Source organism: Pseudomonas sp. P4_D7, assembly GCF_056401755.1.
The window spans coordinates 82,243-105,784 of the sequence record NZ_JBFUIR010000018.1 but is presented as its reverse complement, the minus strand read 5'-3'; the positions used below and the strand labels follow the sequence as shown (position 1 = coordinate 105,784).

At 57.8% G+C, this 23,542-nt stretch carries 24 protein-coding genes and 1 tRNA gene; 6 read left to right on the top strand and 19 right to left on the bottom strand.

Annotated features, from left to right (window positions below; all coding sequences use genetic code 11):
- Positions 1–384: 384 nt before the first annotated feature.
- From AC1DVF_RS14280 to AC1DVF_RS14240, 9 genes are all read right to left on the bottom strand, one after another.
- The gene (locus AC1DVF_RS14280; protein ID WP_460088980.1) at positions 385–2,016 is read right to left on the bottom strand and encodes an anti-phage dCTP deaminase; all 1,632 of its coding nucleotides are present in this window, start codon (positions 2,014–2,016) and stop codon (positions 385–387) included.
- A gap of 112 nt (positions 2,017–2,128) precedes the next feature.
- Entirely contained in the window at positions 2,129–3,229 is a 1,101-nt protein-coding gene (ychF, locus tag AC1DVF_RS14275) for a redox-regulated ATPase YchF (protein ID WP_007912904.1), read from the bottom strand.
- 22 nt (positions 3,230–3,251) lie between these two features.
- On the bottom strand, positions 3,252–3,836 hold the full coding sequence (gene pth, locus AC1DVF_RS14270; protein ID WP_008079560.1) for an aminoacyl-tRNA hydrolase: 585 nt from the start codon (positions 3,834–3,836) through the stop codon (positions 3,252–3,254).
- 171 nt (positions 3,837–4,007) lie between these two features.
- Positions 4,008–4,610 carry a 50S ribosomal protein L25/general stress protein Ctc gene (locus tag AC1DVF_RS14265; RefSeq protein WP_093441442.1) on the bottom strand — a complete coding sequence of 201 codons (603 nt, stop codon included), beginning with the start codon at positions 4,608–4,610 and terminating at the stop codon, positions 4,008–4,010.
- A 141-nt stretch (positions 4,611–4,751) separates the two neighbouring features.
- Positions 4,752–5,693 carry a ribose-phosphate pyrophosphokinase gene (locus AC1DVF_RS14260; RefSeq protein WP_003171603.1) on the bottom strand — a complete coding sequence of 314 codons (942 nt, stop codon included), beginning with the start codon at positions 5,691–5,693 and terminating at the stop codon, positions 4,752–4,754.
- Between the two features lie 45 nt (positions 5,694–5,738).
- Positions 5,739–5,813: transfer RNA gene (locus tag AC1DVF_RS14255), tRNA-Gln, on the bottom strand.
- 36 nt (positions 5,814–5,849) lie between these two features.
- Positions 5,850–6,701: a 4-(cytidine 5'-diphospho)-2-C-methyl-D-erythritol kinase gene (gene ispE / locus AC1DVF_RS14250; RefSeq protein WP_116255185.1), complete on the bottom strand. Its 852-nt coding sequence runs from the start codon at positions 6,699–6,701 to the stop codon at positions 5,850–5,852.
- Between the two features lie 3 nt (positions 6,702–6,704).
- Entirely contained in the window at positions 6,705–7,322 is a 618-nt protein-coding gene (gene lolB, locus AC1DVF_RS14245) for a lipoprotein insertase outer membrane protein LolB (RefSeq protein ID WP_038360912.1), read from the bottom strand.
- A 3-nt stretch (positions 7,323–7,325) separates the two neighbouring features.
- Positions 7,326–9,050 (bottom strand): tetratricopeptide repeat protein, encoded by a 1,725-nt coding sequence (locus AC1DVF_RS14240; protein ID WP_093441433.1) that lies wholly within the window; start codon positions 9,048–9,050, stop codon positions 7,326–7,328.
- A 182-nt stretch (positions 9,051–9,232) separates the two neighbouring features.
- Between AC1DVF_RS14240 and hemA the strand changes: the two genes are divergently transcribed.
- From hemA to AC1DVF_RS14210, 6 genes are all read left to right on the top strand, one after another.
- On the top strand, positions 9,233–10,519 hold the full coding sequence (hemA, locus tag AC1DVF_RS14235) for a glutamyl-tRNA reductase (RefSeq protein WP_007951716.1): 1,287 nt from the start codon (positions 9,233–9,235) through the stop codon (positions 10,517–10,519).
- Positions 10,516–11,598 (top strand): peptide chain release factor 1, encoded by a 1,083-nt coding sequence (gene prfA / locus AC1DVF_RS14230; protein WP_077574521.1) that lies wholly within the window; start codon positions 10,516–10,518, stop codon positions 11,596–11,598. Before hemA ends, prfA begins: the two co-directional genes overlap by 4 nt.
- Complete coding sequence (gene prmC / locus AC1DVF_RS14225; RefSeq protein WP_477782641.1) at positions 11,599–12,429, top strand: peptide chain release factor N(5)-glutamine methyltransferase; 831 nt, start codon at positions 11,599–11,601, stop codon at positions 12,427–12,429.
- Positions 12,423–13,178: a molybdopterin-synthase adenylyltransferase MoeB gene (locus tag AC1DVF_RS14220; protein WP_093441424.1), complete on the top strand. Its 756-nt coding sequence runs from the start codon at positions 12,423–12,425 to the stop codon at positions 13,176–13,178. Before prmC ends, AC1DVF_RS14220 begins: the two co-directional genes overlap by 7 nt.
- A complete protein-coding gene (gene murI, locus AC1DVF_RS14215; protein ID WP_116255216.1) occupies positions 13,171–13,962 on the top strand; it encodes a glutamate racemase in 792 nt (263 codons plus the stop codon). The genes AC1DVF_RS14220 and murI overlap by 8 nt, the downstream gene beginning before the upstream one ends.
- Positions 13,963–14,074: 112 nt before the next feature.
- Positions 14,075–14,593, top strand: coding sequence for an acyloxyacyl hydrolase (locus AC1DVF_RS14210; protein WP_093441419.1), 519 nt, complete (start codon positions 14,075–14,077; stop codon positions 14,591–14,593).
- Between the two features lie 74 nt (positions 14,594–14,667).
- Here the strand turns inward: AC1DVF_RS14210 and AC1DVF_RS14205 are convergent, their stop codons facing one another.
- Genes AC1DVF_RS14205 through AC1DVF_RS14160 form a run of 10 tightly spaced genes read right to left on the bottom strand, consistent with a single transcriptional unit; the run spans position 14,668 to position 23,382 of the window.
- Positions 14,668–14,973: a YkgJ family cysteine cluster protein gene (locus AC1DVF_RS14205; protein ID WP_077574517.1), complete on the bottom strand. Its 306-nt coding sequence runs from the start codon at positions 14,971–14,973 to the stop codon at positions 14,668–14,670.
- A gap of 53 nt (positions 14,974–15,026) precedes the next feature.
- Positions 15,027–15,518, bottom strand: a complete 492-nt coding sequence (locus AC1DVF_RS14200) for a DUF2878 domain-containing protein (protein WP_093441415.1) — start codon at positions 15,516–15,518, stop codon at positions 15,027–15,029.
- Positions 15,511–16,776, bottom strand: coding sequence for a cyclopropane-fatty-acyl-phospholipid synthase family protein (locus tag AC1DVF_RS14195; protein WP_320336329.1), 1,266 nt, complete (start codon positions 16,774–16,776; stop codon positions 15,511–15,513). The genes AC1DVF_RS14200 and AC1DVF_RS14195 overlap by 8 nt, the downstream gene beginning before the upstream one ends.
- A complete protein-coding gene (locus tag AC1DVF_RS14190) occupies positions 16,763–17,578 on the bottom strand; it encodes a DUF1365 domain-containing protein (protein ID WP_477782640.1) in 816 nt (271 codons plus the stop codon). Before AC1DVF_RS14190 ends, AC1DVF_RS14195 begins: the two co-directional genes overlap by 14 nt.
- Complete coding sequence (locus AC1DVF_RS14185; protein ID WP_257356108.1) at positions 17,575–18,822, bottom strand: NAD(P)/FAD-dependent oxidoreductase; 1,248 nt, start codon at positions 18,820–18,822, stop codon at positions 17,575–17,577. Before AC1DVF_RS14185 ends, AC1DVF_RS14190 begins: the two co-directional genes overlap by 4 nt.
- Positions 18,819–19,601, bottom strand: a complete 783-nt coding sequence (locus tag AC1DVF_RS14180; RefSeq protein ID WP_477782639.1) for an SDR family NAD(P)-dependent oxidoreductase — start codon at positions 19,599–19,601, stop codon at positions 18,819–18,821. Before AC1DVF_RS14180 ends, AC1DVF_RS14185 begins: the two co-directional genes overlap by 4 nt.
- On the bottom strand, positions 19,598–20,020 hold the full coding sequence (locus AC1DVF_RS14175; RefSeq protein WP_093441392.1) for a nuclear transport factor 2 family protein: 423 nt from the start codon (positions 20,018–20,020) through the stop codon (positions 19,598–19,600). The genes AC1DVF_RS14180 and AC1DVF_RS14175 overlap by 4 nt, the downstream gene beginning before the upstream one ends.
- Positions 20,013–21,458 (bottom strand): deoxyribodipyrimidine photo-lyase, encoded by a 1,446-nt coding sequence (gene phrB, locus AC1DVF_RS14170; protein ID WP_177412592.1) that lies wholly within the window; start codon positions 21,456–21,458, stop codon positions 20,013–20,015. The genes AC1DVF_RS14175 and phrB overlap by 8 nt, the downstream gene beginning before the upstream one ends.
- A 20-nt stretch (positions 21,459–21,478) precedes the next feature.
- Positions 21,479–22,420: a MerR family transcriptional regulator gene (locus AC1DVF_RS14165; RefSeq protein ID WP_093441383.1), complete on the bottom strand. Its 942-nt coding sequence runs from the start codon at positions 22,418–22,420 to the stop codon at positions 21,479–21,481.
- Complete coding sequence (locus tag AC1DVF_RS14160; protein WP_093441378.1) at positions 22,420–23,382, bottom strand: YbgA family protein; 963 nt, start codon at positions 23,380–23,382, stop codon at positions 22,420–22,422. The genes AC1DVF_RS14165 and AC1DVF_RS14160 overlap by 1 nt, the downstream gene beginning before the upstream one ends.
- Positions 23,383–23,542 lie beyond the last annotated feature (160 nt).

Below are 23,542 nucleotides of genomic sequence, written 5' to 3'. Positions count from 1 at the left end.
ATATTGAATGAAAGGATTTAATAAGATGATTCTCTATTTCCTCCAAGTTGTCATGAAAACCTATCTCAAGCCTTCCAAAAAAATCGAAATATTCTATGTCAAGTTCTTCAAATAATCTGAAAGCAAGCGCTCTAGACCCAGCAAGTAAGTCAAGTCTAGGTACTGATCTCAAGTCAATTACGTATGAAGGTCGAAATCTCTTGGCGAAAGTATTAAATGTGCCTTTTTTTGAGATTTCAGATTCTCTCAAGAGGATAAGAGTTTCAATGTTTTGCTTTTTGTTGTATGTGCTAAACATCTTTCTCTCCTCACAATCTGATTGAAAGTACGAAGTTTCATTTACAGGAGTGATGAGACGCAAAAAATTCGACTTGATTATGGTTTTCATATCTTCTCCTGTTGCGAGTTGTTAGCAATCAATCGGTCTTCAACATCTTGATAGCTGAGACGTAGTAGTCCTGATGCCCATACAGGTTCTCCAATATGAAAATCGCCATTACTGTTTTTCAATGGTCTGCTTTTCATGAATGCCCGGCGGTAGAGCCGAGGGGCAACTCCTGTAAACGGCCGAAATAGAACTTTGATTTCTTCGTGTTCTATATTGGTGATGTCCGTAATAGATGAAAGTCTAGCTATGATATTGCTTGGTGCAATCCAGTCTTGAGCTGTCTGCTCAATCGCGTCCCCATGAAGATGAAATGCTAAGCTCTTTGGATACGGTTCGATATATTGAACCTCATCGACGCCAGCCGATACGATGTGCCGGGCGCAATAGTGGCAAGGGAATGTTGTGACGTAAAGCTTCCCACCTACCGGCGACGATCCTTTGCGAGCGGCGCTCAATAGCGCATCCATTTCAGCATGGACGGCGCGGCTGAATTCCAAGAGTTTTCCAATTCTTGTGTTTTTTAGTTTGGTTTTCAAATTTGAAAATGTTATTCCACTTAGTTCTGGAACGTTGACGATCAAATCTTTAATAATTTCGTCTTGCTCGCGATTACTGCTGCAATAGCCATTGCCAGCTGCACAGCGATGATCTTCTCTTTCATATCCATTCGAGAAGACTAAGTTGCCACCATATACGCCGCCACCGGCATTCGGTACTTCGTTTGTTCCTGTGGACATTAGGTTTCCAATCCCGTCCATCAGGGCCGCCCCAACTTGACGAGAAAGACATGCGCTTGTCATCTGGGCGCCATACGCATGAAACATACCAGTTTCACTCGGATTGGGTCGAACTACTTTTTTGAATGTAAGTATATCGATGAGACGCCCAAGTTGTTCGTTTACAATCCAAGCCGGATTTTCTTTTCGGTCTTCGTCTTTTTCGATGAAGCGGGCTGGAGTGTTATCTACAAAAAAATCGGCTAAGTGAAACGTATCAGCAACTTTCTGGCCGTTATCTATTCCAGAGTCTTGATCGCGGTTTACGAACTCTCTTATTTCTTCGGGTGTGGAAGAATCACATTTTTTTTCAATTAAGCGTGCCTCTCGGATATCGTTTTCACAAACAACACCAATCAAACAAAACGCCTCTTGGTATACGCTTCTAAGTAATGCCACTTCGGCGGGATGTTTCAGAGAGTCTAGAATATACACTCGATAGGGTTTTTCAGCGGTGGATTCAGTAGTTTTTTCCACCGTGGTCGAGCGAATTTTTTGGATCGCGGAAATCAGATTTACTGCAACGCCAGCTGTATCGGATTCTCGAATTTTATCCCCGGCGTCTTGGAGTGACCGCGCGCGCGTTAACGCGGTTTTTGAATCAATGATGATTCCTATCTCTTTTGCCCGCGCTTCAATGGCGTCGCTGGCCTTTAAAATATGAACTTCAGACTGATTTATTCCTTTTCTGAGTTGATCTTTTAGGGCATTCGCAACCCAGCTAGTGCCGGAACCAACAGGTCCAACCACAGCAAAAACCAACTCCTTTGAAATTAGTCCGTTTAGGACGGTGCTTGCCCCCCTACCAGCATCATTGGAAGCTACGCGGGGTTGGGTTTGAGGGGCTGCCATCTTCAACTTCCTTTTGTGATGTACTTTTGATTTTTTATAAAAATAGAGAGCTAAGCTCTCCATTTTTAGGGTTTAAGCCGCTTGAGGATAGATAGGTTTTCTGATTTTTGCATTAAACGTTGAAGCGGAAGTGCATCACGTCGCCGTCCTTGACGATGTAATCCTTGCCTTCCAGACGCCATTTACCGGCCTCTTTGGTGCCGGCTTCGCCCTTGTACTGGATGAAGTCGTTGTAGGCGATCACTTCGGCGCGGATGAAGCCCTTCTCGAAGTCGGTGTGGATCACGCCAGCAGCTTGAGGTGCGGTGGCACCGACTTTGACGGTCCAGGCGCGGACTTCTTCGACACCGGCGGTGAAGTAGGTCTGCAGGTGCAGCATTTCGTAACCGGCGCGGATCACGCGGTTCAGGCCAGGCTCTTCCAGGCCCAGGGCCTCAAGGAACATGTCCTTCTCTTCGCCGTCATCCAGTTCGGCGATTTCCGCTTCGATCTTGTTGCAGACCGGAACGACCATGGCGCCTTCTTCTTCGGCAATGGCACGAACCACGTCCAGGTGCGGGTTGTTCTCGAAACCGTCTTCAGCGACGTTGGCAATGTACATGACCGGTTTGGTGGTCAGCAGGTGGAAGCCCTTGATCACCGCTTTTTCGTCGGCGCTCATGTTCTTCATCAGGCTGCGCGCCGGTTTGGCTTCGGTGAAGTGCGCGATCAGTTGCTCAAGCAGAGCTTTCTGAACCACGGCGTCCTTGTCACCGCCCTTGGCGTTACGCGCGACTTTTTGCAGTTGCTTCTCGCAGCTGTCGAGGTCGGCGAAGATCAGTTCCAGGTCGATGATTTCGATGTCGCGCTTCGGGTCGACGCTGTTGGACACGTGGATCACGTTTTCGTCTTCGAAGCAGCGCACGACGTGAGCGATCGCGTCGGTTTCACGGATGTTGGCCAGGAACTTGTTGCCCAGGCCTTCACCTTTCGAGGCGCCGGCAACCAGGCCTGCGATGTCGACGAATTCCATGGTGGTCGGCAGGATGCGCTTCGGATTGACGATGGCCGCCAGTGCTTCCAGGCGCGGATCCGGCATCGGCACGATGCCGCTGTTCGGCTCGATGGTGCAGAAGGGGAAGTTCTCGGCCGCGATACCGGATTTGGTCAGGGCGTTGAACAGGGTGGACTTGCCGACGTTAGGCAGGCCGACGATGCCGCAATTGAATCCCATGGTGTTTCCCCTCGGAGTAGAGTCAGGCCTTCTGGCTGTGCAGGTTTTTCATCGCGCGGTTCCATTCACCGGCGAGGATATCCGGCAGCACGCCGAGGGCAAAGTCGATGCTGGCATCGAGTTTTTCCTGTTCGGCGCGTGGCGCACGACCCAGGACGAAATTTGAAACCATACTGGCGACGCCCGGGTGGCCAATGCCAAGCCGCAGGCGGTAGAACGTATTCTGATTGCCCAGTTGCGCAATGATGTCGCGCAACCCGTTGTGACCGCCATGGCCGCCGCCCTGCTTGAGCTTGGCAACGCCCGGAGGCAAGTCGAGTTCGTCATGCGCCACCAGAATTTCTTCAGGCTTGATGCGGAAGAAACCGGCGAGTGCCGCCACGGCCTGGCCGCTGCGGTTCATGTAGGTGGTGGGAATCAGCAGACGAACATCCTGACCCTGATGCGAATAGCGCCCGGTCAGGCCGAAATATTTGCGATCGGCCACAAGATTCACATTCTGTGCGTGGGCGATGCGCTCAACAAAAAGGGCCCCTGCGTTATGCCGGGTCTGGTCGTATTCGGCGCCTGGATTTCCCAGGCCAACGATCAGTTTGATGGCAGTCACGATAGGGGCCCTTCCTTTGAGTGGTGAGTAACATCGCCGTGATCAGGCAAAGCGGCGAAAGTGGACGAAAAATGCTCATTTACCATGGATGTAAACTCCGCGTTCTCGCCCGCTTTCTCGCTACGTTCCAGTCCGCGATGTTACTTGCTCACTCAGGCTAAACAGAGTGAATTACTCTGCTGCGCCTTCTTCGGTAGCTTCTGGAGCAACGCGTGGAGCGTGTACGTTTGCAACAGCTTTGTCGTCACCGTGAGCCAGTGCAACGAACTCAACGCCTTTAGGGGCTTTGATGTCGGACAGGTGGACGATTGCGCCGATTTCCAGAGCCGACAGGTCGACTTCGATGAACTCAGGCAGATCTTTCGGCAGGCAAGTTACTTCGATTTCGTTCAGGACGTGCGAGATCTCGCCGCCTTTCTTGATCGGAGCTTCTTCACCAACAAAGTGCACAGGCACGATAGCGGTCAGTTTCTGACCGGCTACGACGCGTACGAAGTCAGCGTGCAGAACGTGACCCTTGGATGGGTGACGTTGCAGAGCTTTGATGATGACGTTCTGCTTTTTGCCGCCAACGTTCAGTTCGATAACGTGGCTGTAGGCAGCTTCGTTTTCGAGCAGTTTGGCAACTTCTTTGGCCAGCATGCTGATGGATTCAGGGGCTTTTTCGCCACCGTAAACAACAGCTGGAACCAGAGCGGCGAGACGACGCAGGCGGCGGCTCGCACCTTTCCCCAGGTCGGAACGCACTTCAGCATTCAGAGTAAAATCGTTCATTTTGTATCTCCAAAATAGCCATGACCGAGTGGCGTTTGCGACCAGCGCCGAACATGGTATGGGCAAAAAAGCCCCGCCCCGGCAGGAATGCCGGGGCGGGGCGCTTTTCGTCAACGAGACATTTCGAGAAGGGCAGGGCCCTTAACGGAACATCGCGCTGATCGATTCTTCATTGCTGATGCGGCGAACCGCTTCGGCAACAACCGGTGCGATATCCAGTTGACGGATACGTGCACAGGCTTGTGCTGCAGCGGACAGCGGGATGGTGTTAGTCACCACCAGCTCGTCCAGCACGGAATTTTCGATATTCTCGATGGCCCGACCCGACAGCACAGGGTGTGTGCAGTAGGCAAAGACCTTGGCTGCGCCATGCTCTTTCAGGGCCTTGGCCGCGTGACACAGAGTGCCGGCGGTATCGACCATGTCATCGACCAGAATGCAGGTACGCCCTTCGACATCACCGATGATATGCATCACTTCAGAGTGATTGGCTTTCTCACGGCGTTTGTCGATGATCCCGAGGTCCACGCCCAGGGATTTGGCAACGGCACGTGCACGCACGACGCCACCAATGTCCGGGGATACGATCATCAGGTTTTCGAAGCGCTGATCTTCAATGTCATCCACCAGAACCGGGGAGCCGTAGATGTTATCTACCGGAATATCGAAGAAACCCTGAATCTGGTCAGCATGCAGATCAACCGTGAGAACACGGTCGATGCCGACTACGGTGAGCATGTCAGCAACGACTTTCGCGCTGATAGCCACACGTGCGGAACGCGGACGGCGATCCTGACGGGCATAACCAAAATAAGGAATAACAGCAGTGATACGAGTAGCCGAGGAGCGGCGGAAGGCATCAGCCATCACTACCAGTTCCATCAGGTTATCGTTGGTCGGAGCGCAAGTCGGCTGAATAATGAAAACGTCTTTACCGCGAACGTTTTCATTGATCTCGGCAGTAATTTCGCCGTCGGAGAACTTACCGACAGAGATGTCACCGAGAGGGATATGCAGCTGACGTACGACACGCCGAGCCAGATCGGGGTTAGCATTCCCCGTAAAGACCATCATCTTGGACACGCGCAGTACCTAGAGGCTGAGGGTAACCTGGATGAGTATAGAAAATGGCAGGGGCGGCTGGATTCGAACCAACGCATGGCAGGATCAAAACCTGCTGCCTTACCGCTTGGCGACGCCCCTGTATCTGTTGCATCAAGTGCCGTGCACTTGGTTCCTTTAGAGCAGACTTTGCAGCTTGCGGTGCAACATCGAAACGTTGCTGCCTTTGGCTACAAACCCTGTAAGGGTCTCTGTCAGAAGGGCCGAGACTTTATCAGCTTCAGCTTTGCTTGGGAAGCCCCCAAACACACAACTTCCAGTTCCGGTGAGCTTTGCTTCGGTAAATTTACCTAACAAATCCAATGCGTTACGTACTTCTGGATAACGCCTTGCAACCACCGGCAAGCAGTCATTTCGACTGTTTCCCTCGGGAACGGGGCGCACTTTAATGGGCGGCGTGTTACGTGTCAACAAAGGATCGGAAAAAATTTCTGCCGTACTTACAGAGACTTGCGGCACGAGCACCAGATACCACGGTTCTTCGGGATCCACGGGGGTGAGTTTCTCGCCCACGCCCTCGGCAAACGCCGCGTGGCCACGGACGAAAACCGGTACGTCGGCCCCCAGCGAAAGGCCTAGTGCAGCCAGGCGATCTTCATCCCAACCCAACTGCCACAAATGATTCAGGCCGAGCAAAGTCGTCGCCGCGTTCGAACTGCCGCCACCGATACCGCCGCCCATGGGCAGGACTTTATCAATCCATATATCGATGCCGAGCGAGCAACCGGACTGTTGCTGGAGCATTTTTGCTGCACGCACGATCAGGTTGCTGTCATGCGGCACGCCGGCGAACTCGGTGTGCAACTGAATCACGCCGTCATCGCGCACGGCAAAAGTGATTTCATCGCCGTAATCGACAAACTGAAACAGCGTCTGCAATTCGTGATAGCCGTCTTCACGGCGACCGAGAATGTGCAGCATCAGGTTGAGTTTGGCCGGCGACGGCAGGGTCAGGCGTGCTGCGGTCATGGGTTACTGCCCCAACTTGCGCGGTTGCCAGGTCTTGATCACCAGCGTCACGTCGAGGTCAGTGCCGTGCAGTTTGATGCGCTCGGGCAACCAGTAACCGTTTTGTTCGGTGTAAGCGGTGTATTCGACCTTCCAGCCATCCTGTTCCAGGTTGGCCAGGCGGCTGTTGGCGTCCAGATTCAGGCGACTTTTGCTGTCCGGAGCCGGCAGGCCACGCACCCACCAGGCCAGATTCGACACCGGCAGTTTCCAGCCAAGCTGTTCTTCGAGCAGGGCTTCAGGGGACTGCGATTCGTAGCGCCCCTGATTGGCGACTTCCAGCGACACTTTGCCCGGACGCCCGGTCAGGCGTGCGGCGCCACGACCCAGCGGGCCGGACAAACGAATGTCGTAGTAATCCTGACGTTGCAGCCAGAACAGTGTGCCGCTACCGGAATCTTTCGGTGCGCGGATGCCAATCTTGCCGTCGATCTGCCAGCCATCAAGGCCGGTCAGCTGTTGTTTGTTAGCGGCCCATTGAGCCGGACTGCCGTGGCCCTCGACCGATTCGCGGGTACCAAAACCCGAGCAGCCGGCGAGCAGGGCGATGAAGCTGAAAACAATAACGTGGCGCAAAAACATGGGTTAAAGAGTCTCGGATCCGGTCAGGCGCTTGATGGTGCTGCGCAGAATGGTGCTGTCGGGCTGATCCTTGAGGAATTTGCCCCAGATTTGTTTGGCTTCACGCTGGTTGCCCTTGGTCCACAAGACTTCACCGAGGTGCGCAGCGACTTCGTGATCAGGGAAGCGCTCCAGCGCCTGACGCAGATATTTCTCGGCGTCATCCAGATTGCCCATGCGGTAATTCACCCAGCCGAGGCTGTCGAGTACGGCTGGGTCTTCCGGATTGATCTGGTGCGCCTGCTCGATCAGCGCTTTCGCTTCAGCGTAGCGAGTGGTGCGGTCGGACAAGGTGTAGCCGAGCGCGTTAAGTGCCATGGCGTTGTCCGGATCGCGCTTGATGATCAGGCGCAGGTCTTTTTCCATTTGCGCCAGGTCATTGCGTTTTTCCGCGAGCATCGCCCGGGTGTAGAGCAGATTCAGGTCGTCCGGGTATTGCTGCAAGGCGTGTTGCAAGACTTTCCAGGCCTTGTCGTCCTGTTTGTTGGCCGACAGGGTTTCCGATTCGATCAGATAGAGCTGAATCGCGTAATCCGGTTGCTCGTCGCGCTGGGCGGCGAGTTTGCTCTGCGCTTCAGCGGTCTTGCCGTTGTTCATCAGAATATCGGCCTGACGCAATTGCGCCGGCAGATAATCATTGCCCGGGCCAACCTGGGCGTATTCGATAAGGGCGCCTTGCGGGTCGTTGCGCTCTTCAGCGATGCGACCGAGGTTCAGGTGCGCCGAATCGACGTGACTTTCGCGGGCGATCAAATCTTCCAGATAACCCTTGGCCTCGTCCCAGGCCTTGGCTTCCAGGCAGACCAGAGCCAGCGAGTAACGCAGTTCGTCGTCTTCCGGGTATTGCTGAACCAGACTGGAAAACTCGGCCTTGGCGTCGTCCATGCGGTCTTGCTCAACCAGCATGCGCGCGTAAGTCAGGCGCAGGCGCTTGTCGTCCGGGTACTTCTTGATGCTTTTTTGCAGCAGGGGCAGCGCTTCGTCGCCACGGTTCAGCAATTGCAGCAGACGTGCGCGCAGCAGAATCGGGGCGATCTCGCCTTCTTCCGGCGGGTGGTCTTCGAGCAATGCCAGAGCTGCTTTGTTGTCACCGTCCTGTTGCAGGAGCAGGGCCTTGCCGAAAATCAGCTGGCTGTTGTTCGGATGGCGCTGCAACAAACGGTCGAAACTTTTCATCAGGCCGTTACGGGTTTCCTGATCGGTATCGGCGGCCGACAGCGCGAGGAAGTCGAAATGGGTATCGCCCTTGCCCTGCAGGACTTTCTCCATATAGACCATCGAGTCGTCATAACGCCCGGCGCGCGCCAGTTGCACGGCGGCGGCGCGTTGCGCTTCGAGGTCGTCCGGGGCGTTTTTCGCCCAGATCAGCGCGGTATCGAGGGCCGGTTGATCGGCGCCCAGATATTCGGCGATACGGAACGCACGCTCGGAGACACCCGGATCCTGGGTGTTGATGGCCTGGGTCACGTAGTTATCCAGGGCAATGTCGAAACGATTGCGCTGGCCGGCGAGTTCGGCGCTCAACAGGCTGAAAACGGTTTCCTCGCTGAACGAGCTGTAAACCTTGGGCTTTTCAGGCGCTGGCGTGGTGTCTTCAACCGACGGCGTACCGTCCGGCGACACGGGTGCCAAGGCCTGGCAGCCGCTGAGGAAGACAAAAGCGAGGAGCAACGCGGAAGATCTATTCATATAGGAAGAGGACGACTAACCTGCGGTCGGATCATCATGACACAAGCCTTCGGCCAAACATAACCGAGACTCAATTGTGCCCATTATAGGGGCTGACGATTGGGACAATAGTCAGCGGTAGTTGTTCTGAATCTTTCGAAGTAGGACAATTGCCGGCTTCACGTCACCATCAGCGACCTTGAATGGCCTTCCTTGCACTCGGTATCAACCACAAGACTGCGTCAGTAGACGTCCGCGAGCGCGTGGCTTTTACTCCTGAACAGCTGGTGGAGGCCTTGCAGCAGCTCTGCCGACTGACCGACAGCCGCGAAGCTGCGATCCTCTCCACCTGCAATCGCAGTGAGCTTTATATAGAACAGGATCAGCTTTCGGCCGATATCGTGCTGCGCTGGCTGGCCGACTATCACCATTTAAGCCTCGATGAGCTGCGCGCGAGTGCTTATGTGCATGAAGATGATGCGGCAGTTCGTCACATGATGCGCGTCGCCTCCGGGCTCGACTCGCTGGTACTGGGCGAACCGCAGATTCTCGGTCAGATGAAATCGGCCTACGCCGTGGCCCGCGAGGCCGGCACCATCGGGCCGCTGCTGGGGCGACTGTTTCAGGCAACCTTCAATGCCGCCAAACAGGTGCGCACCGACACCGCCATCGGTGAAAACCCGGTATCGGTGGCGTTTGCCGCCGTCAGCCTGGCCAAGCAGATTTTCAGTGATTTGCAGCGCAGTCAGGCTCTGTTGATCGGCGCCGGCGAGACCATCACTTTGGTCGCCCGCCATTTGCACGAGCTGGGGGTCAAGCGCATCGTTGTCGCTAACCGCACACTGGAACGTGCCAGTCTGCTGGCCGAGCAGTTCGGTGCTCACGCGGTGTTGCTCTCGGACATCCCGGCCGAACTGGTGCGCAGCGATATCGTCATCAGTTCAACCGCCAGTCAGTTGCCGATTCTTGGCAAGGGCGCGGTGGAAAGCGCATTGAAACTGCGCAAGCACAAACCGATCTTTATGGTCGACATCGCCGTTCCCCGGGATATCGAGCCGGAAGTCGGCGAGTTGGACGACGTTTACCTCTACAGCGTTGACGATCTCCACGAAGTGGTCGCCGAAAACCTCAAGAGCCGCCAAGGCGCAGCACAAGCCGCCGAAGAGATGGTCTCGGTCGGCGCTGACGATTTCATGGTGCGCCTGCGCGAACTGGCGGCGGTCGACGTGCTCAAGGCCTATCGTCAACAGAGCGAACGCCTGCGCGACGAGGAGCTGCAAAAAGCCCTGCGCCTGCTGGCCAATGGCGGCAACGCCGAAGACGTGCTCGGGCAACTGGCCCGTGGCCTGACCAATAAACTGTTGCATGCGCCTAGCGTGCAGCTGAAAAAGCTTTCTGCCGAAGGCCGCCTCGATGCGCTGGCCATGGCCCAGGAACTCTTTGCCCTTGAGGGCTCACCGGATAGCTTTTCGGATAAAAAACCGCAATGAAAGCGTCACTGCTCAACAAGCTGGATGTCCTCCAGGACCGTTTCGAGGAACTGACCGCGCTGCTCGGCGACGGCGAAGTCATTGCCGATCAGGCCAAATTCCGTGCTTATTCCAAGGAATACGCCGAACTTGAGCCGGTGGTACAAGGCTATAAAAAGCTGCTCAGCGTACAAAGCGATCTTGAAGGCGCGCAGGCGCTGCTCAAGGACAGCGACCCGGACATGCGTGAAATGGCCGTGGAAGAAGTCCGCGAAGCCAAGGAATTGCTGATCACCCTGGAAGCCGACCTGCAACGCATGTTGCTGCCCAAGGATCCCAACGACGGCCGTAACGTCTTTCTCGAAATCCGTGCCGGCACCGGTGGCGACGAGGCGGCGATCTTCTCCGGCGACCTGTTCCGCATGTACTCGCGTTACGCCGAGCGTCGCGGCTGGCGTGTCGAGATCCTGTCGGAAAACGAAGGCGAACACGGTGGCTATAAAGAAGTCATCGCCCGCATCGAAGGCGACAACGTTTACGGCAAGCTGAAATTCGAATCCGGTGCGCACCGCGTACAGCGCGTGCCTGCTACCGAATCCCAGGGCCGTATCCACACCTCGGCCTGCACCGTGGCGGTATTGCCCGAGCCGGACGAACGCGAAGCCATCGAGATCAACCCGGCGGATTTGCGCGTCGATACGTTCCGCTCCTCCGGGGCCGGCGGTCAGCACGTTAACACCACCGACTCGGCGATCCGCATCACGCACATACCGACCGGCACCGTCGTCGAGTGTCAGGAAGAACGTTCCCAGCACAAGAACCGCGCTCGGGCGATGGCCTGGCTGTCGGCCAAACTCAACGATCAGCAAACCGCAGCGGCGGCCAACGCGATCGCCAGCGAACGTAAATTGCTGGTTGGCTCGGGCGACCGTTCCGAGCGAATTCGCACCTACAACTTTGCTCAGGGCCGGGTCACTGACCATCGCGTCAACCTGACCCTGTATTCCCTTGACGAAATTCTTGCCGGTGGCGTTGAAGCGGTGATCGAGCCATTGCTGGCCGAATACCAGGCTGACCAACTCGCAGCGATAGGTGAATAAATGACCATCATTGCCAGCCTGTTGCGTGCCGCTGAATTGCCGGATTCACCGACTGCGCGTCTGGATGCCGAGTTGCTCCTTGCCGCTGCACTGGGCAAATCGCGCAGTTTTCTGCACACCTGGCCCGAGCGCATCGTGCCGAGTGAAGCAGCACTGACTTTTGCCGAATACTTGCAACGTCGCCGTAGCGGTGAGCCGGTGGCTTTTATTCTCGGGCAGCAGGGCTTCTGGAAACTCGATCTTGAAGTCGCGCCGCACACCCTGATCCCGCGTCCTGACACTGAATTGCTGGTGGAAGCGGCGCTGGAGTTGCTCCCCGCGACGCCGGCCAAAGTGCTCGACCTCGGCACTGGCAGTGGCGCAATTGCGTTGGCCTTGGCCAGCGAACGCCCAGCGTGGAAAGTCACTGCCGTGGATCGTGTGCTGGAAGCTGTCGCACTTGCCGAACGCAATCGTCAGCGTCTGCATTTGAACAACGCCACGGTGCTGAGCAGTCATTGGTTCAGCGCGCTGGAAGGTCAGCGTTTCCAGTTGATCATCAGCAATCCGCCGTACATCGCTGCGGCCGATCCGCATCTGGTCGAGGGCGATGTGCGCTTCGAACCGGCCAGTGCGCTGGTTGCCGGTGAGGATGGACTCGACGATCTGCGTTTGATCGTCGCGCAGGCTCCGGAACATCTGGAGGCGGCTGGCTGGCTGATGCTCGAACACGGCTATGATCAAGCCGAAGCCGTGCGCGATCTGCTGCTCACGCGCGGTTTTGAAGAAGTCCACAGCCGCACCGATCTGGGCGGTCATCAACGCATCAGTCTGGGGCGCCTGCCGTGCTGAATGATCAGGAATTGCTGCGCTATAGCCGGCAGATTCTGCTGCAACACATCGACATCGACGGGCAACTGAAGCTCAAGGACAGTCGTGTGTTGATCGTCGGCCTCGGCGGTCTCGGCGCTCCGGTTGCGCTGTACCTCGCCGCGGCGGGTGTCGGTGAATTGCATCTGGCGGATTTCGACACGGTCGATCTGACCAACCTGCAACGCCAGATCATTCATGACACCGACAGCGTCGGCATGAGCAAGGTCGACTCGGCGCTCAAGCGTCTGGGCGCGATCAATCCTGAGATCCAACTGATCGCTCATCGTCAGGCACTGGACGAGGATTCTCTCGCTGCTGCCGTGGCGGCGGTGGATCTGGTGCTCGACTGTTCCGATAATTTTTCCACCCGCGAAGCGGTCAATGCTGCGTGTGTGGCGGCGTGCAAACCTTTGGTCAGCGGCGCGGCGATTCGGCTGGAAGGGCAGTTGTCGGTGTTCGACCCGCGTCGTGCCGAGAGTCCGTGTTACCACTGTTTATACGGGCACGGCAGCGAAGCCGAACTGACTTGCAGCGAAGCCGGTGTGGTCGGGCCGCTGGTCGGTCTGGTCGGCAGCTTGCAAGCACTGGAAGCCTTGAAGGTCTTGGTCGGTTTCGGTGAGCCGCTGGTAGGCCGTTTGCTGTTGATCGATGCCCTCGGTTCGCGTTTCCGTGAGTTGCGCGTCAAGCGTGACCCAGGCTGCAGCGTCTGTGGTCCGCGCCATGCGTGAAGCGCCGATCGGCGTGTTCGACTCCGGTGTCGGCGGCTTGTCGGTGCTAGCGGAAATCCAGCGTTTGCTGCCCAATGAAACGTTGCTCTATGTCGCCGATTGCGGGCACATTCCCTACGGTGAGAAAACCCCGGATTTCATCCGTCAGCGTTGCAGCGTGATGGCCGGGTTTTTCCGCGAGCAAGGCGCCAAGGCCTTGGTCATCGCGTGCAATACCGCGACGGTCGCGGGTGTCGCCGATCTACGCCGTGATTTCCCTGACTGGCCGCTTGTCGGCATGGAGCCTGCGGTCAAACCTGCCGCTGCCGCGACCCGCAGCGGAGTGGTCGGCGTGCTCGCCACCACCGGCACATTGCAGAGCGCCAAGTTCGCCGCACTGCTTGATCGCTTTGCCACCGACGTGCGCGTGATTACTCAGCCATGTCCCGGTCTGGTCGAGCTGATTGAAAGCGGCGATCTGCACAGCGCCGAGTTGCGCCAGTTGCTGCAAGGGTATGTCGAGCCACTGTTGGCCAGCGGTTGCGACACGATCATTTTGGGCTGCACCCACTATCCCTTTCTCAAGCCGATGCTCAAGTCGATGATCCCCGCGGACATTAGTCTGATCGATACGGGCGCTGCTGTGGCGCGGCAACTTCAGCGGCTTTTGGCGGAGCGCGATTTGCTCGCTGTCGGACCGAACCAACCGGTCAGGTTCTGGACCAGCGCCGATCCTGCGTACTTGAAAAACATCCTGCCGTTACTGGGGCAGAGTGCCGACGAAGTGCAAAACTTCAGCTTGTAAAAAAATTGTGAAATAACTAAAACTTCAGCTGAACTTCTGAGCAGGCGCTAGCTTCTATAGCGATGAGTTATCTAGAAAACCAAACGATCGTTCCGGAAAAGGAAGTTTCAACGTGAAGCGACTATTCTGCTTGGCCGCGATTGCGGCCGCACTGATGGGGCAAAGTTTTACTGCACAAGCGGCCGGTGTTGAGTTTGCGGTGGGGGCCACCAGCGACTCGACCATGACGTACCGCCTGGGCATGAATTTCGACTGGGACAAGAGCTGGCTGCAAAGTGACGTCGGTCGTCTGACCGGTTACTGGAGCGGGGCTTACACCTACTGGGAAGGTGACAAGACCTCCAGTAACAACAGCCTGTCGTTCTCGCCGGTATTTGTTTACGAGTTTGCCGGTCAATCGGTCAAACCGTATGTGGAGGCGGGGATTGGTGTCGCGGCTTTCTCCAATACCAAGTACGAATCCAACAATCTCGGCGGCTCTTTCCAGTTCGAAGACCGCTTCGGTTTTGGTCTGCGTTTCAATGGCGGGCATGAAGTCGGGATTCGTGCGACGCACTATTCCAACGCCGGTCTGGCCAGCGACAACGACGGGGTAGAAAGTTACTCGCTGCATTACACCATGCCGCTCTAAGCCACATATATTGACTGACACACCGCTATCGCGAGCAGGCTCACTCCTACATTTGTTTTGGGGTGTTCTTGTGATCAGCGGTAGGCAGTCGTGATGCCTTTGCGTTCTTCAATGCACTCCGGCGCGCCCATCTCGAACTCGCGGCAAATCAGCGGACGCTTTTCGTAAATCGTGCACATCATCGTGTCGCGATCCAGCGCCGCGCACCAGCCGTCATCCAGACGCAGCATTACTTCGCCGCCCCATTCATCGGTATCGATAAAGCGATCAGGCACGCCAGTGTCGGTGATCAGCATCACTTCGAGCTGGCAACAACACGCCGCGCAGGTCGAGCAAGTGACCGCCGGTTCAGTGATTTGTTGGTGGGGAATGGTCTTCATGGTCGGCAGTGTAAGGCAGTGACCGATACGCGTGTGAACGGTCTGACAGACGCTCAGTGCGCCAGCCGCCGAGCCATCCCATGCAGCAACGGAAACAACAACGCCCAGAGCAGGCCGATGCCGATCAGTGTCGGCAGTTCGCCATAGGGAAATTGCACCCCGGCCAGGCGCCCGCCAGCGTAATACGACAGCGCGCCGCCGACAGCGCCGAGTAAGCTCGCCAGCCACCAGGGCCGCGCGCTCCAGGCCAGACAATGGCGCAAGGTGGTCGCCAACAACGCCCAGAGCAACATCAGCCACAACGGAATCAACGGCGACTGATCCTGAAACGCGAACACCCCGGCACCACGCAACACACTGTCGACAGCGGTGCCGACAATCACCACGCTGAGGATCAAACGCCCCTCAGCCGCCCAACTGCTGATCCAGCACAGATGGATCACCAGCACCGCCAGCGCGACCAGCAACCACAGGCTGTTGCCGCCGAGCACGCAGGTCAGCCAGCCGATCTGGAACAGTACGGCATTGGCGACACGCTCAAGCATCGAAGCGTCCGAGCAGCGGCGCAGTCATTGCGGCGGGTTTGGCCAATAGCAACTGCGCGGTGCCGATGGTGCGTTCGAGGAAACCGCCCTCGCAGTAACACAGGTAAAACTCCCACAGCCGCAGGAAATAATCGTCATAGCCCAGTTCGCTCAAGCGGCAATGGGCGCGGCGGAAGTTCTCGTGCCACAGGCGCAGGGTGCGGGCGTAGTGCAGGCCGAAATCTTCCATGTGCAGCAGGTTCATGTCGGTGTCGCGGCCGACCACTTCGAGCATTTTCTGCACGCAGGGCAGGGCGCCGCCGGGGAAGATGTAGCGCTGGATGAAATCGACGCCGCGCTTGGCCTGTTCGTAACGCTGCTCGCGGATGGTGATCGCCTGGATCAACATCAGGCCGTTGCTCTTGAGCAACTGCGCGCACTGTTTGAAGTAGGTCGGCAGGAAGCGGTGGCCGACGGCTTCGATCATCTCGATCGACACCAGTTTGTCGTATTCGCCGGTCAGGTCGCGGTAGTCCTTGAGCAACAGCGTGACGCGATCCTGCAAACCCAGTTGTTCGATGCGTTGCGCGGTAAACGCGTACTGCTCTTTCGACAGGGTCGTGGTGGTTACGCGGCAGCCGTAATGTTGCGCGGCATACAGCGCCATACTGCCCCAGCCGGTGCCGATCTCCAGCAAATGGTCGCTGGGTTGCAGCGCGAGTTTCTGACAGATCCGCTCCAGTTTGTTCAGTTGTGCCTGTTCGAGGCTGTCTTCCGGGGTCAGGAACTGCGCCGCCGAATACATCATGGTCGGGTCGAGAAACTGCTCGAACAGATCGTTGCCAAGGTCGTAGTGTGCGGCGATGTTCTTCTGCGAACCCTTGCGCGTGTTGCGGTTGAGCCAGTGCAGACCTTGCACCAACGGCCGGCTGAGGCGGGCCAGACCACCCTCCATGGCATCGAGCACGTCGAGGTTGCTGACGAACACGCGGACGACGGCCGTCAGATCCGGCGAACTCCAATAGCCGTGGATAAAGGCCTCGCCGGCCCCAATCGAACCGTTCCCGGCAACCATGCCCCAGACGGCCGGATCGAGCACATGGATTTCCCCGAGCAAAGCACTGCCCGGGGTACCGAACATCAGGCGTTCGCCGTCCTCGACCACCAGCAGTTGGCCGTTTTTCAACTGAGCCAATTGGCGCAGCACGCCACGGCGCAGCAGCGACCCGGTCAAACCGTTGGTGCTGAGCCGACTGACCGACAGACTAGAGGATTTCATGGCGGTGCTCCTTGGGAGGCACAGTGGCGGTTTGAAAACTGCCGTCGGCAGTCTTATGAGCAAAAATCGGTGCGCGTTTGAGCAGCAGTCGCAGCGCTTGCCAGTAAATGGCCAGGGCGGTCTTCGCGGTCATCCACGGAAAGCGCCGCAGGTAACGATGCAGGCTGCGCCGGTCGAGGCTTTCGCGTTGCAGATTGAGGGTGGCGTCGAACAGTTTGTGCTCGCCTTGCCAGTCGGCCATGTGCACACCGAGGTTTTGCGCGGCGGGACTGAAACTCATGCGGTATTCGAGATCGCGCGGCAGGAACGGCGAAACGTGAAAGGCTTTGGCCACGGCAAAGTGCTGATGGAAATCCTGCAGATTGACCGGCGGGCGCGCCGGCAACACATAGTGATAGCGCTCGCCCCATGGTGTGTTGGTGACTTCACAGACGATCGCCGCCAGTTGCCCGTCCGCCTCATGGCAGTAAAAAAAACTCACCGGGTTGAACGACAGCCCCCAACTGCGCGCCTGGGTCAGCAGGCAGATCGAGCCTTGCGGTTCGTGGCCGATGGCGATGCCGACCTGCTGACGCACGGCATCGATCAGGCGCATGCCACGGCTGGTAAAAGTCTTGAGATAGTCGGTCTCGCGAAATGAAAACGGCGCAAAGCGGCTGCGCCCGGCCAGCGGCGACAGTGCAAGCACGGCGTCCTGTTCGCTGAGATCGAGGTAGAGCAAGCCGATCCGGTAACGGAATTCATGGCGGCGCGGCGAAAAACGCCGATGGCCGATCCAGCCGCTATACAGGGCGCTGTTCATAAGCTTTCCCCGAACGCGGCGGCAACGCGCAAGGCACTGACGACACCGTCCTCATGAAACCCGTTGGCCCAGTAAGCGCCGCAATAATGCGTGTGCTGCGCGCCATCCAGTTCGCCCCAGCGATTCTGTGCTGCCACCGCCGCGAGGCTGAATTGCGGATGGGCGTAGGTGTAGCGGGCAAGCACTTTGTCGGGGCTGATGCCGGCACTCTGATTGAGGCTGACGCAGAACGTGGTTTCGCTCTGAATGCCCTGCAGAATGTTCATGTCGTAGGTGACGGCGGCGTGAGTATGGCCAGCGCCGCTGAGTCGATAGTTCCAGCTGGCCCAGGCAAGTTTGCGTGTTGGCAGCAAACGGGTATCGGTGTGCAGCACCACTTCGTTGTCGGCGTAGGGCAGCGCACCGAGGATCGCGCGTTCGGCATCGCTGGGCACCGCCAGCAGTTTCAGCGCCTGGTCGCTGTGACAGGCGAACACCACCCGATCGAAATGCTCAAGGCCTGCCGGGCTGTGGATAACTACGCCATGCACATCGCGATCGACCCGGGTGACCGGACAATTGAGCCGAATCCTGTCCTTGAACCCGGCCGTCAGTGGCGCGATGTAAGCACTCGAGCCGCCTTCGATGACTTGCCATTGCGGCCGATCACTGACTGACAACAGCCCGTGATTCTTGAAGAACCGTACAAAAAACTGCAGGGGGAAGTTGAGCATTTCCGCCATCGGCATCGACCAGATTGCCGAGCCCATCGGCACGATGTAATGCAGGATGAAACGTTCGCCGTAGCCGCCGGCCTTGAGGTATTCGTCGAGGGTGGTGTCGGCGGCAATGCGCAGTTCGACGAGGTCGCGCTGGGCTTCTTTGTTGAAGCGCAGGATGTCGCGCAACATGCCCCAGAACCCCGGTGACAACAGATTGCTGCGCTGGGCGAAGAGGCTGTTGAGGTTGTTGCCGTTGTATTCCAGGCCGGTGTCCGGGTCGGTCACCGAGAAACTCATTTCCGTCGGTTTGAACGCCACGCCAAGCTGGCCGAGGAGGCGGATAAAGTTCGGGTAGGTCCAGTCATTGAACACGATGAAGCCGGTGTCCACGGCGTAGGGCTGCCCTGCGACGGTGACGTCTACCGTGTGCGTGTGGCCACCGACCCAGTCGCCCGCCTCGAACACCGTCACTTCATGGCGGCGATTGAGCAGGTAGGCGCAGGTAAGCCCGGCGATGCCGCTGCCGACGATGGCAATTTTCATGTCGGATCCGTCAGCGGAGGCGACTTGCGCACCATGCGCTTGCCGATGGCCAGTTGCACGCGTGCCGGCAGTTTCGACAGCGGCCACAGCGCGGCCATGAACAGCGCCGGGAAGGCGATTTCCAATGGCCGATCTTTGAGCTTGGCGAAGATGTGCCGCGCGGCTTTATCCACAGGCCAGCTCAAAGGCATGGGGAAATCGTTTTTGGCGGTCAGCGGTGTTTCGACAAAACCGGGGCTGATGACTGTGACTTCAATGCCTTCGTCGGCGAGATCGATGCGCAGCGATTCGAACAGGTAACGCAAACCGGCCTTCGAGGCGCCGTAGGCTTCGGCCCGTGGCAACGGCAGGTAGGTCACCGAACTGGCCATGCCGATCAGGTGCGGCGCGGTGCCTTTGCGCAACAGCGGCAAGGCGGCCTCGATGCAGTAGCTGCTGGCGAGCAGGTTGGTGCGCACGACATGCTCGATGATCGAGGCGTCGAACTGCTTGGCATCGACGTACTCGCAGGTGCCGGCGTTGAGAATCACTGAATCCAGTGAACCCCAATCCGTGGCGATCTGCTCGCCGATTTCGCGCACCGTCTGGCTGTTGGTCAGGTCCCCCGGCACCACCAGAACTTGCCCCGGATAGCGTTGCGACAAGACCTTGAGCGGGGCGATCTGACGGGAACTGACCGCCAGGTGCGCACCCGCTTTCAGGATCTCTTCAGCCAGCGCCGCGCCGATGCCACTGCTGGCCCCGGTCAACCAATAGCGCCGTGGAGGTGTACGACTCATCCCATTCTCCTTTTCAGCCAGGCGATGACCCGGCCCAATACTGGTAAATGCTCATACAGCAGCGCCCCGGCATCGAAATAATCCCGATGGCGATAAACCTTGTCGTGCCAAAGCAGGTGCGAGCAGCCGCTGACACGAATCACACGGCCACCCGCCAGGCGCGGATGGCGATAACTCATGACCCAACGCAGGTAGCCTTCGCAGTCGCCGATCTGGTCGAAACCATGAAAATCGAAACGCAGTTCGCTAACGTTGGCGTACAGCTCGCCGAAGTAGTCGCGCAATTGCGCCAACCCTTGCACCTCGTGCAGCGGGTCGGTGAAATGAATGTCATCGCTGTACAGCTCGCCGAGGTTTTGCAGGTTGTCTTTGTTCAACGCTGAAAATTGCCGGGCGAAGCGGCGCAGAAATTCACTCATCATCGCCTCCGGTAGACGTACGCGAAGGCAGGTTCTTGAAGGCGGCCAATGCGCGCTGGCGCGAAGTGCTGAGGTTGACGATCGGCGACGGGTAGTCAGCCACGCCGAACAAACCACCGACGTCGGCCGGGTTGTGCACTTCTTTCTTGTTGAGAGCCGCCAGTTCCGGTAGCCAGTGCTTGATGAACAGGCCTTCGCTGTCGAATTTTTCCGACTGGCTCAACGGGTTGAAGATGCGGAAGTACGGCGCCGAATCGGTGCCCGTCGACGAGCTCCATTGCCAGCCGCCGTTGTTCGCCGCCAAGTCGCCATCAATCAGGTGACGCATGAAAAAACGCTCGCCTTCGCGCCAGTCGATCAGCAGGTTTTTGGTCAGGAACATCGCCACGATCATGCGCAGGCGATTGTGCATCCAGCCGGTTTCGAGCAATTGGCGCATGGCCGCGTCGATGATCGGCAGACCGGTGCGCGCCTCTTGCCACGCGGCGAGATCGTCCGGCGCATCACGCCAGGCCAGCGCTTCGGTTTCCGGGCGAAACGCGCGGTGCCGCGAGACCCGTGGATAGCCGACCAGAATGTGTTTGTAGAATTCGCGCCACAGCAGCTCGTTGATCCAGGTAACCGCACCGACCTTGCCGCTTTCGAATTCGCCCTGATTGCTTTGCAGGGCGGCGTGCAGGCATTGGCGCGGCGAAATCACCCCGGCAGCGAGGTATGCCGAGAGCTGACTGGTGCCGGGCTTGGCCGGGAAGTCGCGTTCGCTTTGGTAATAGTCGATCTGCGCGTCGGTGAAGGTATCGAGACGGCGCCGGGCTTCCTGTTCACCGGCCGGCCACAGATCGCGCAGGGTTTGGCTCGGTGTGGCGAAGCCTTTGACGGAGTCGGGAATCGGGTCGCTGTCGATGGCAAGTTTTGCCTGTTTGCCAGGGGCCTTGACCAACGCAGGCATCGAGCGGTGCAAGCGTTCATAACAGACTTTGCGGAACTGGCTGAACACCTTGAAGTAACTCTCGGTCTTGGTCAGCACGCTGCCGGGTTTGAACAGCAACTGATCGAGGTAGCTGTGAAACGTGATGCCCTCGGCCTGCAGTGTGTCCGCCACCGCTGCATCGCGACGGCTTTCATGGACGCCATATTCTTCGTTGACGTGGACGGCTTCGATCTTCAGTTGCCGACAGAGCTTGAGCAGTTCCACTGGGGCTTGATCCCAATGCGCGGCAGTACGGATCAGCAACGGAATATTCAACGCGGCGAAGCTTTTGCTCAGCTCATCGAGGTTGCGCAACCAGAAGTCGACCTTGCACGGCGCATCGTCATGTTCCAGCCACTGCTGCGGACTCAACAGGTACACGGCGACCGTCGGGCCGCGCGCTGCGGCGGCCGCGAGGGCGGTGTTGTCATGTTGGCGCAAGTCGCTGCGCATCCAGATCAATTGCATGTCGGCACTCACGGCGTCCATTAAATCAGCCCGCGCTGAACGAGTTCCTGGTGCGCAAGAAGCGCGTCTTCCGCCAGGAACACATCAGCCATCTCGGAGGTTTTTACGGACAACTCGGCGTGGTGGATGCATACCGTTGGTCCGACCAGCATTTTCGGGCAACTGACTCCGTTCAGCAGCTTGGGCAACTGCGCAAGGTTCATGGCTTTGCTGGAATACAGCAGTACGCCACGGGCCTGCAGGTGTTCAACTGCCAGCGCCAGTTCGGTGGCCGGCAGCGGCCAGTCAAACACTTGCACCGGACAATCGGCGCTGCTGATCAGCCACGCGCACAGCCACAGATGAGGTTCCAGTGGCAGGTCGGAATGATTGATCAACAACAGCGGGGCGCCATGTAGCTGACGATTGTTATGGTAGATGCGTGTGCCGAATTTGCTGCGTAGCCACGAATAAAAGAACACCCGCTCCATCTGCGCGCCGAACTGGCCTTGCCAGCGCTGCTCCAGTTCCGCCAGCAACGGCATCAGCAATTGCTCGCACAGCGTGCGTGGCGGGTAGAGCGCCATGGCCTGATTGACGCTGTCGTCGAGGCTGCGTTCATTGAGCTGCGTGACGGCCGCCAGCAATGTCTGGCGCAAACGCTGCCAGTCGTTTTCCACCGATTCGCTGAACGCTTGTGGTGCGTCGAGCAGCGGTTTGACCTGACTGACGGCAACACCACGATTGAGCCAGGTGAGGATGGTCAGAATCTGCTGCACGTGTTCGGCCGAATACAGTCGGTGGCCCTTGGGCGTGCGTTGCGGCACGACCAGCCCGTAGCGGCGTTCCCACGCGCGCAAAGTGATCGCGTTGACGCCGGTCTGTCGCGCGACTTCGCGAATCGGCAGCCAGCCCTCGTCGAGAGCTTTCTTAAAATCCGCGCCAAGGTCTTCCTGGGCGCTGGTATCCATTTTGTCGTTCATTAGATTGCGTTTCGCAGGCTGAGGTTTTCCGGGTGCGGTTGCAGGTAAACCTGTTGCGCGATGTACGAATCCGGATGGAGGCGAAAGTGATGCTTGAGCAGCGTCAACGGCACCACCAGCGGCACGATGCCCTGGCGGTATTGGCCGATGACGTGTTGCATTTCCTGTTTGTCTTCGGCGCTGATCGCCTGCTTCAGATAACCGCTGATGTGCAGCAGGACATTGCTGTGAGTGCCGCGCGTGGCACATTTCTTCAGGGCGGCCATCAGTTCGCTGAAATAGCGCGGGCCGAGTTCGGCGGGATCGGTGTCGGCCATATTGCCCAACAACTTGCCCAGCGTTTTGTATTGCAGTGGGTTGTGCGCCATCAGCAAGTATTTGTAGCGCGAATGGAATTCGGTGAGGGCGCGACGGCTCAGGCCATTGGCGAGGACCTGTTGCCATTCGCTGTAAGCGAATACTCGGGTGATGAAGTTCTCACGCAGTACCGGATCGTTGAGGCGACCGGCTTCTTCTACGGGCAGATCCGGGTGCTGTGCGCAGAACGCCTGGGCGTAAATCCCGCGTCCGCCGCCGTTCACCGGGGCGCCGTTGGTGTGGTAGACCTTGACCCGCTCGAGGCCGCAGGACGGCGACTGCTGCATGAAGATGTAGCCGCAGATGTCATTCAGCTCGGCGGCCATTTTTGTGCCGTACTCGGCCAATGGCTGAGTGACGTTGATCGACGGGTTTACCGTGCCGACCGCTTGCGGATGCTCGGCCTCGCCGACAAGGCGGATCGGCTCGCGCGGGATGCCCATACCGATCGCGACTTCCGGACACACCGGGACGAAATCGAAATGCTCGGTGAGGGTGCGGCTGCACAGGCGGGATTCCTTGTGTCCACCGTTGTAGCGCACCTCGGCGCCCAGCAGGCAGGCGCTGATGGCGATTTTGGGTTTGGCTGCGCAAGAGTCAGACATGGGCACCTCGAATCCATACCTGTACAGAGGTTGATCTCTGTACAACTTTGCTCAGCATAGATTCATGGGTGTACAAGTCAAATGGTTTGTATAACTTTTTTCTGTTGAGCGCGGTTCACTGTGGGAGCGAGCTTGCTCGCGAATACGGATTAACATTCAA

Excerpts from the sequence above, each read along its gene's own strand:
- AC1DVF_RS14185 (WP_257356108.1), bottom strand. The coding sequence starts at position 18,822 with ATGAAAATTGCCATCGTCGGCAGCGGCATCGCCGGGCTTACCTGCGCC.
- phrB (WP_177412592.1), bottom strand. The coding sequence starts at position 21,458 with ATGCAATTGATCTGGATGCGCAGCGACTTGCGCCAACATGACAACACC.
- AC1DVF_RS14265 (WP_093441442.1), bottom strand. The coding sequence starts at position 4,610 with ATGAACGATTTTACTCTGAATGCTGAAGTGCGTTCCGACCTGGGGAAA.
- AC1DVF_RS14175 (WP_093441392.1), bottom strand. The coding sequence starts at position 20,020 with ATGAGTGAATTTCTGCGCCGCTTCGCCCGGCAATTTTCAGCGTTGAAC.
- hemA (WP_007951716.1), top strand. The coding sequence starts at position 9,233 with ATGGCCTTCCTTGCACTCGGTATCAACCACAAGACTGCGTCAGTAGAC.
- AC1DVF_RS14180 (WP_477782639.1), bottom strand. The coding sequence starts at position 19,601 with ATGAGTCGTACACCTCCACGGCGCTATTGGTTGACCGGGGCCAGCAGT.
- AC1DVF_RS14190 (WP_477782640.1), bottom strand. The coding sequence starts at position 17,578 with ATGAACAGCGCCCTGTATAGCGGCTGGATCGGCCATCGGCGTTTTTCG.
- AC1DVF_RS14280 (WP_460088980.1), bottom strand. The coding sequence starts at position 2,016 with ATGGCAGCCCCTCAAACCCAACCCCGCGTAGCTTCCAATGATGCTGGT.
- murI (WP_116255216.1), top strand. The coding sequence starts at position 13,171 with ATGCGTGAAGCGCCGATCGGCGTGTTCGACTCCGGTGTCGGCGGCTTG.
- AC1DVF_RS14160 (WP_093441378.1), bottom strand. The coding sequence starts at position 23,382 with ATGTCTGACTCTTGCGCAGCCAAACCCAAAATCGCCATCAGCGCCTGC.
- ispE (WP_116255185.1), bottom strand. The coding sequence starts at position 6,701 with ATGACCGCAGCACGCCTGACCCTGCCGTCGCCGGCCAAACTCAACCTG.
- prfA (WP_077574521.1), top strand. The coding sequence starts at position 10,516 with ATGAAAGCGTCACTGCTCAACAAGCTGGATGTCCTCCAGGACCGTTTC.
- prmC (WP_477782641.1), top strand. The coding sequence starts at position 11,599 with ATGACCATCATTGCCAGCCTGTTGCGTGCCGCTGAATTGCCGGATTCA.
- ychF (WP_007912904.1), bottom strand. The coding sequence starts at position 3,229 with ATGGGATTCAATTGCGGCATCGTCGGCCTGCCTAACGTCGGCAAGTCC.
- AC1DVF_RS14240 (WP_093441433.1), bottom strand. The coding sequence starts at position 9,050 with ATGAATAGATCTTCCGCGTTGCTCCTCGCTTTTGTCTTCCTCAGCGGC.
- AC1DVF_RS14205 (WP_077574517.1), bottom strand. The coding sequence starts at position 14,973 with ATGAAGACCATTCCCCACCAACAAATCACTGAACCGGCGGTCACTTGC.
- AC1DVF_RS14165 (WP_093441383.1), bottom strand. The coding sequence starts at position 22,420 with ATGAACGACAAAATGGATACCAGCGCCCAGGAAGACCTTGGCGCGGAT.
- AC1DVF_RS14200 (WP_093441415.1), bottom strand. The coding sequence starts at position 15,518 with ATGCTTGAGCGTGTCGCCAATGCCGTACTGTTCCAGATCGGCTGGCTG.
- lolB (WP_038360912.1), bottom strand. The coding sequence starts at position 7,322 with ATGTTTTTGCGCCACGTTATTGTTTTCAGCTTCATCGCCCTGCTCGCC.
- AC1DVF_RS14195 (WP_320336329.1), bottom strand. The coding sequence starts at position 16,776 with ATGAAATCCTCTAGTCTGTCGGTCAGTCGGCTCAGCACCAACGGTTTG.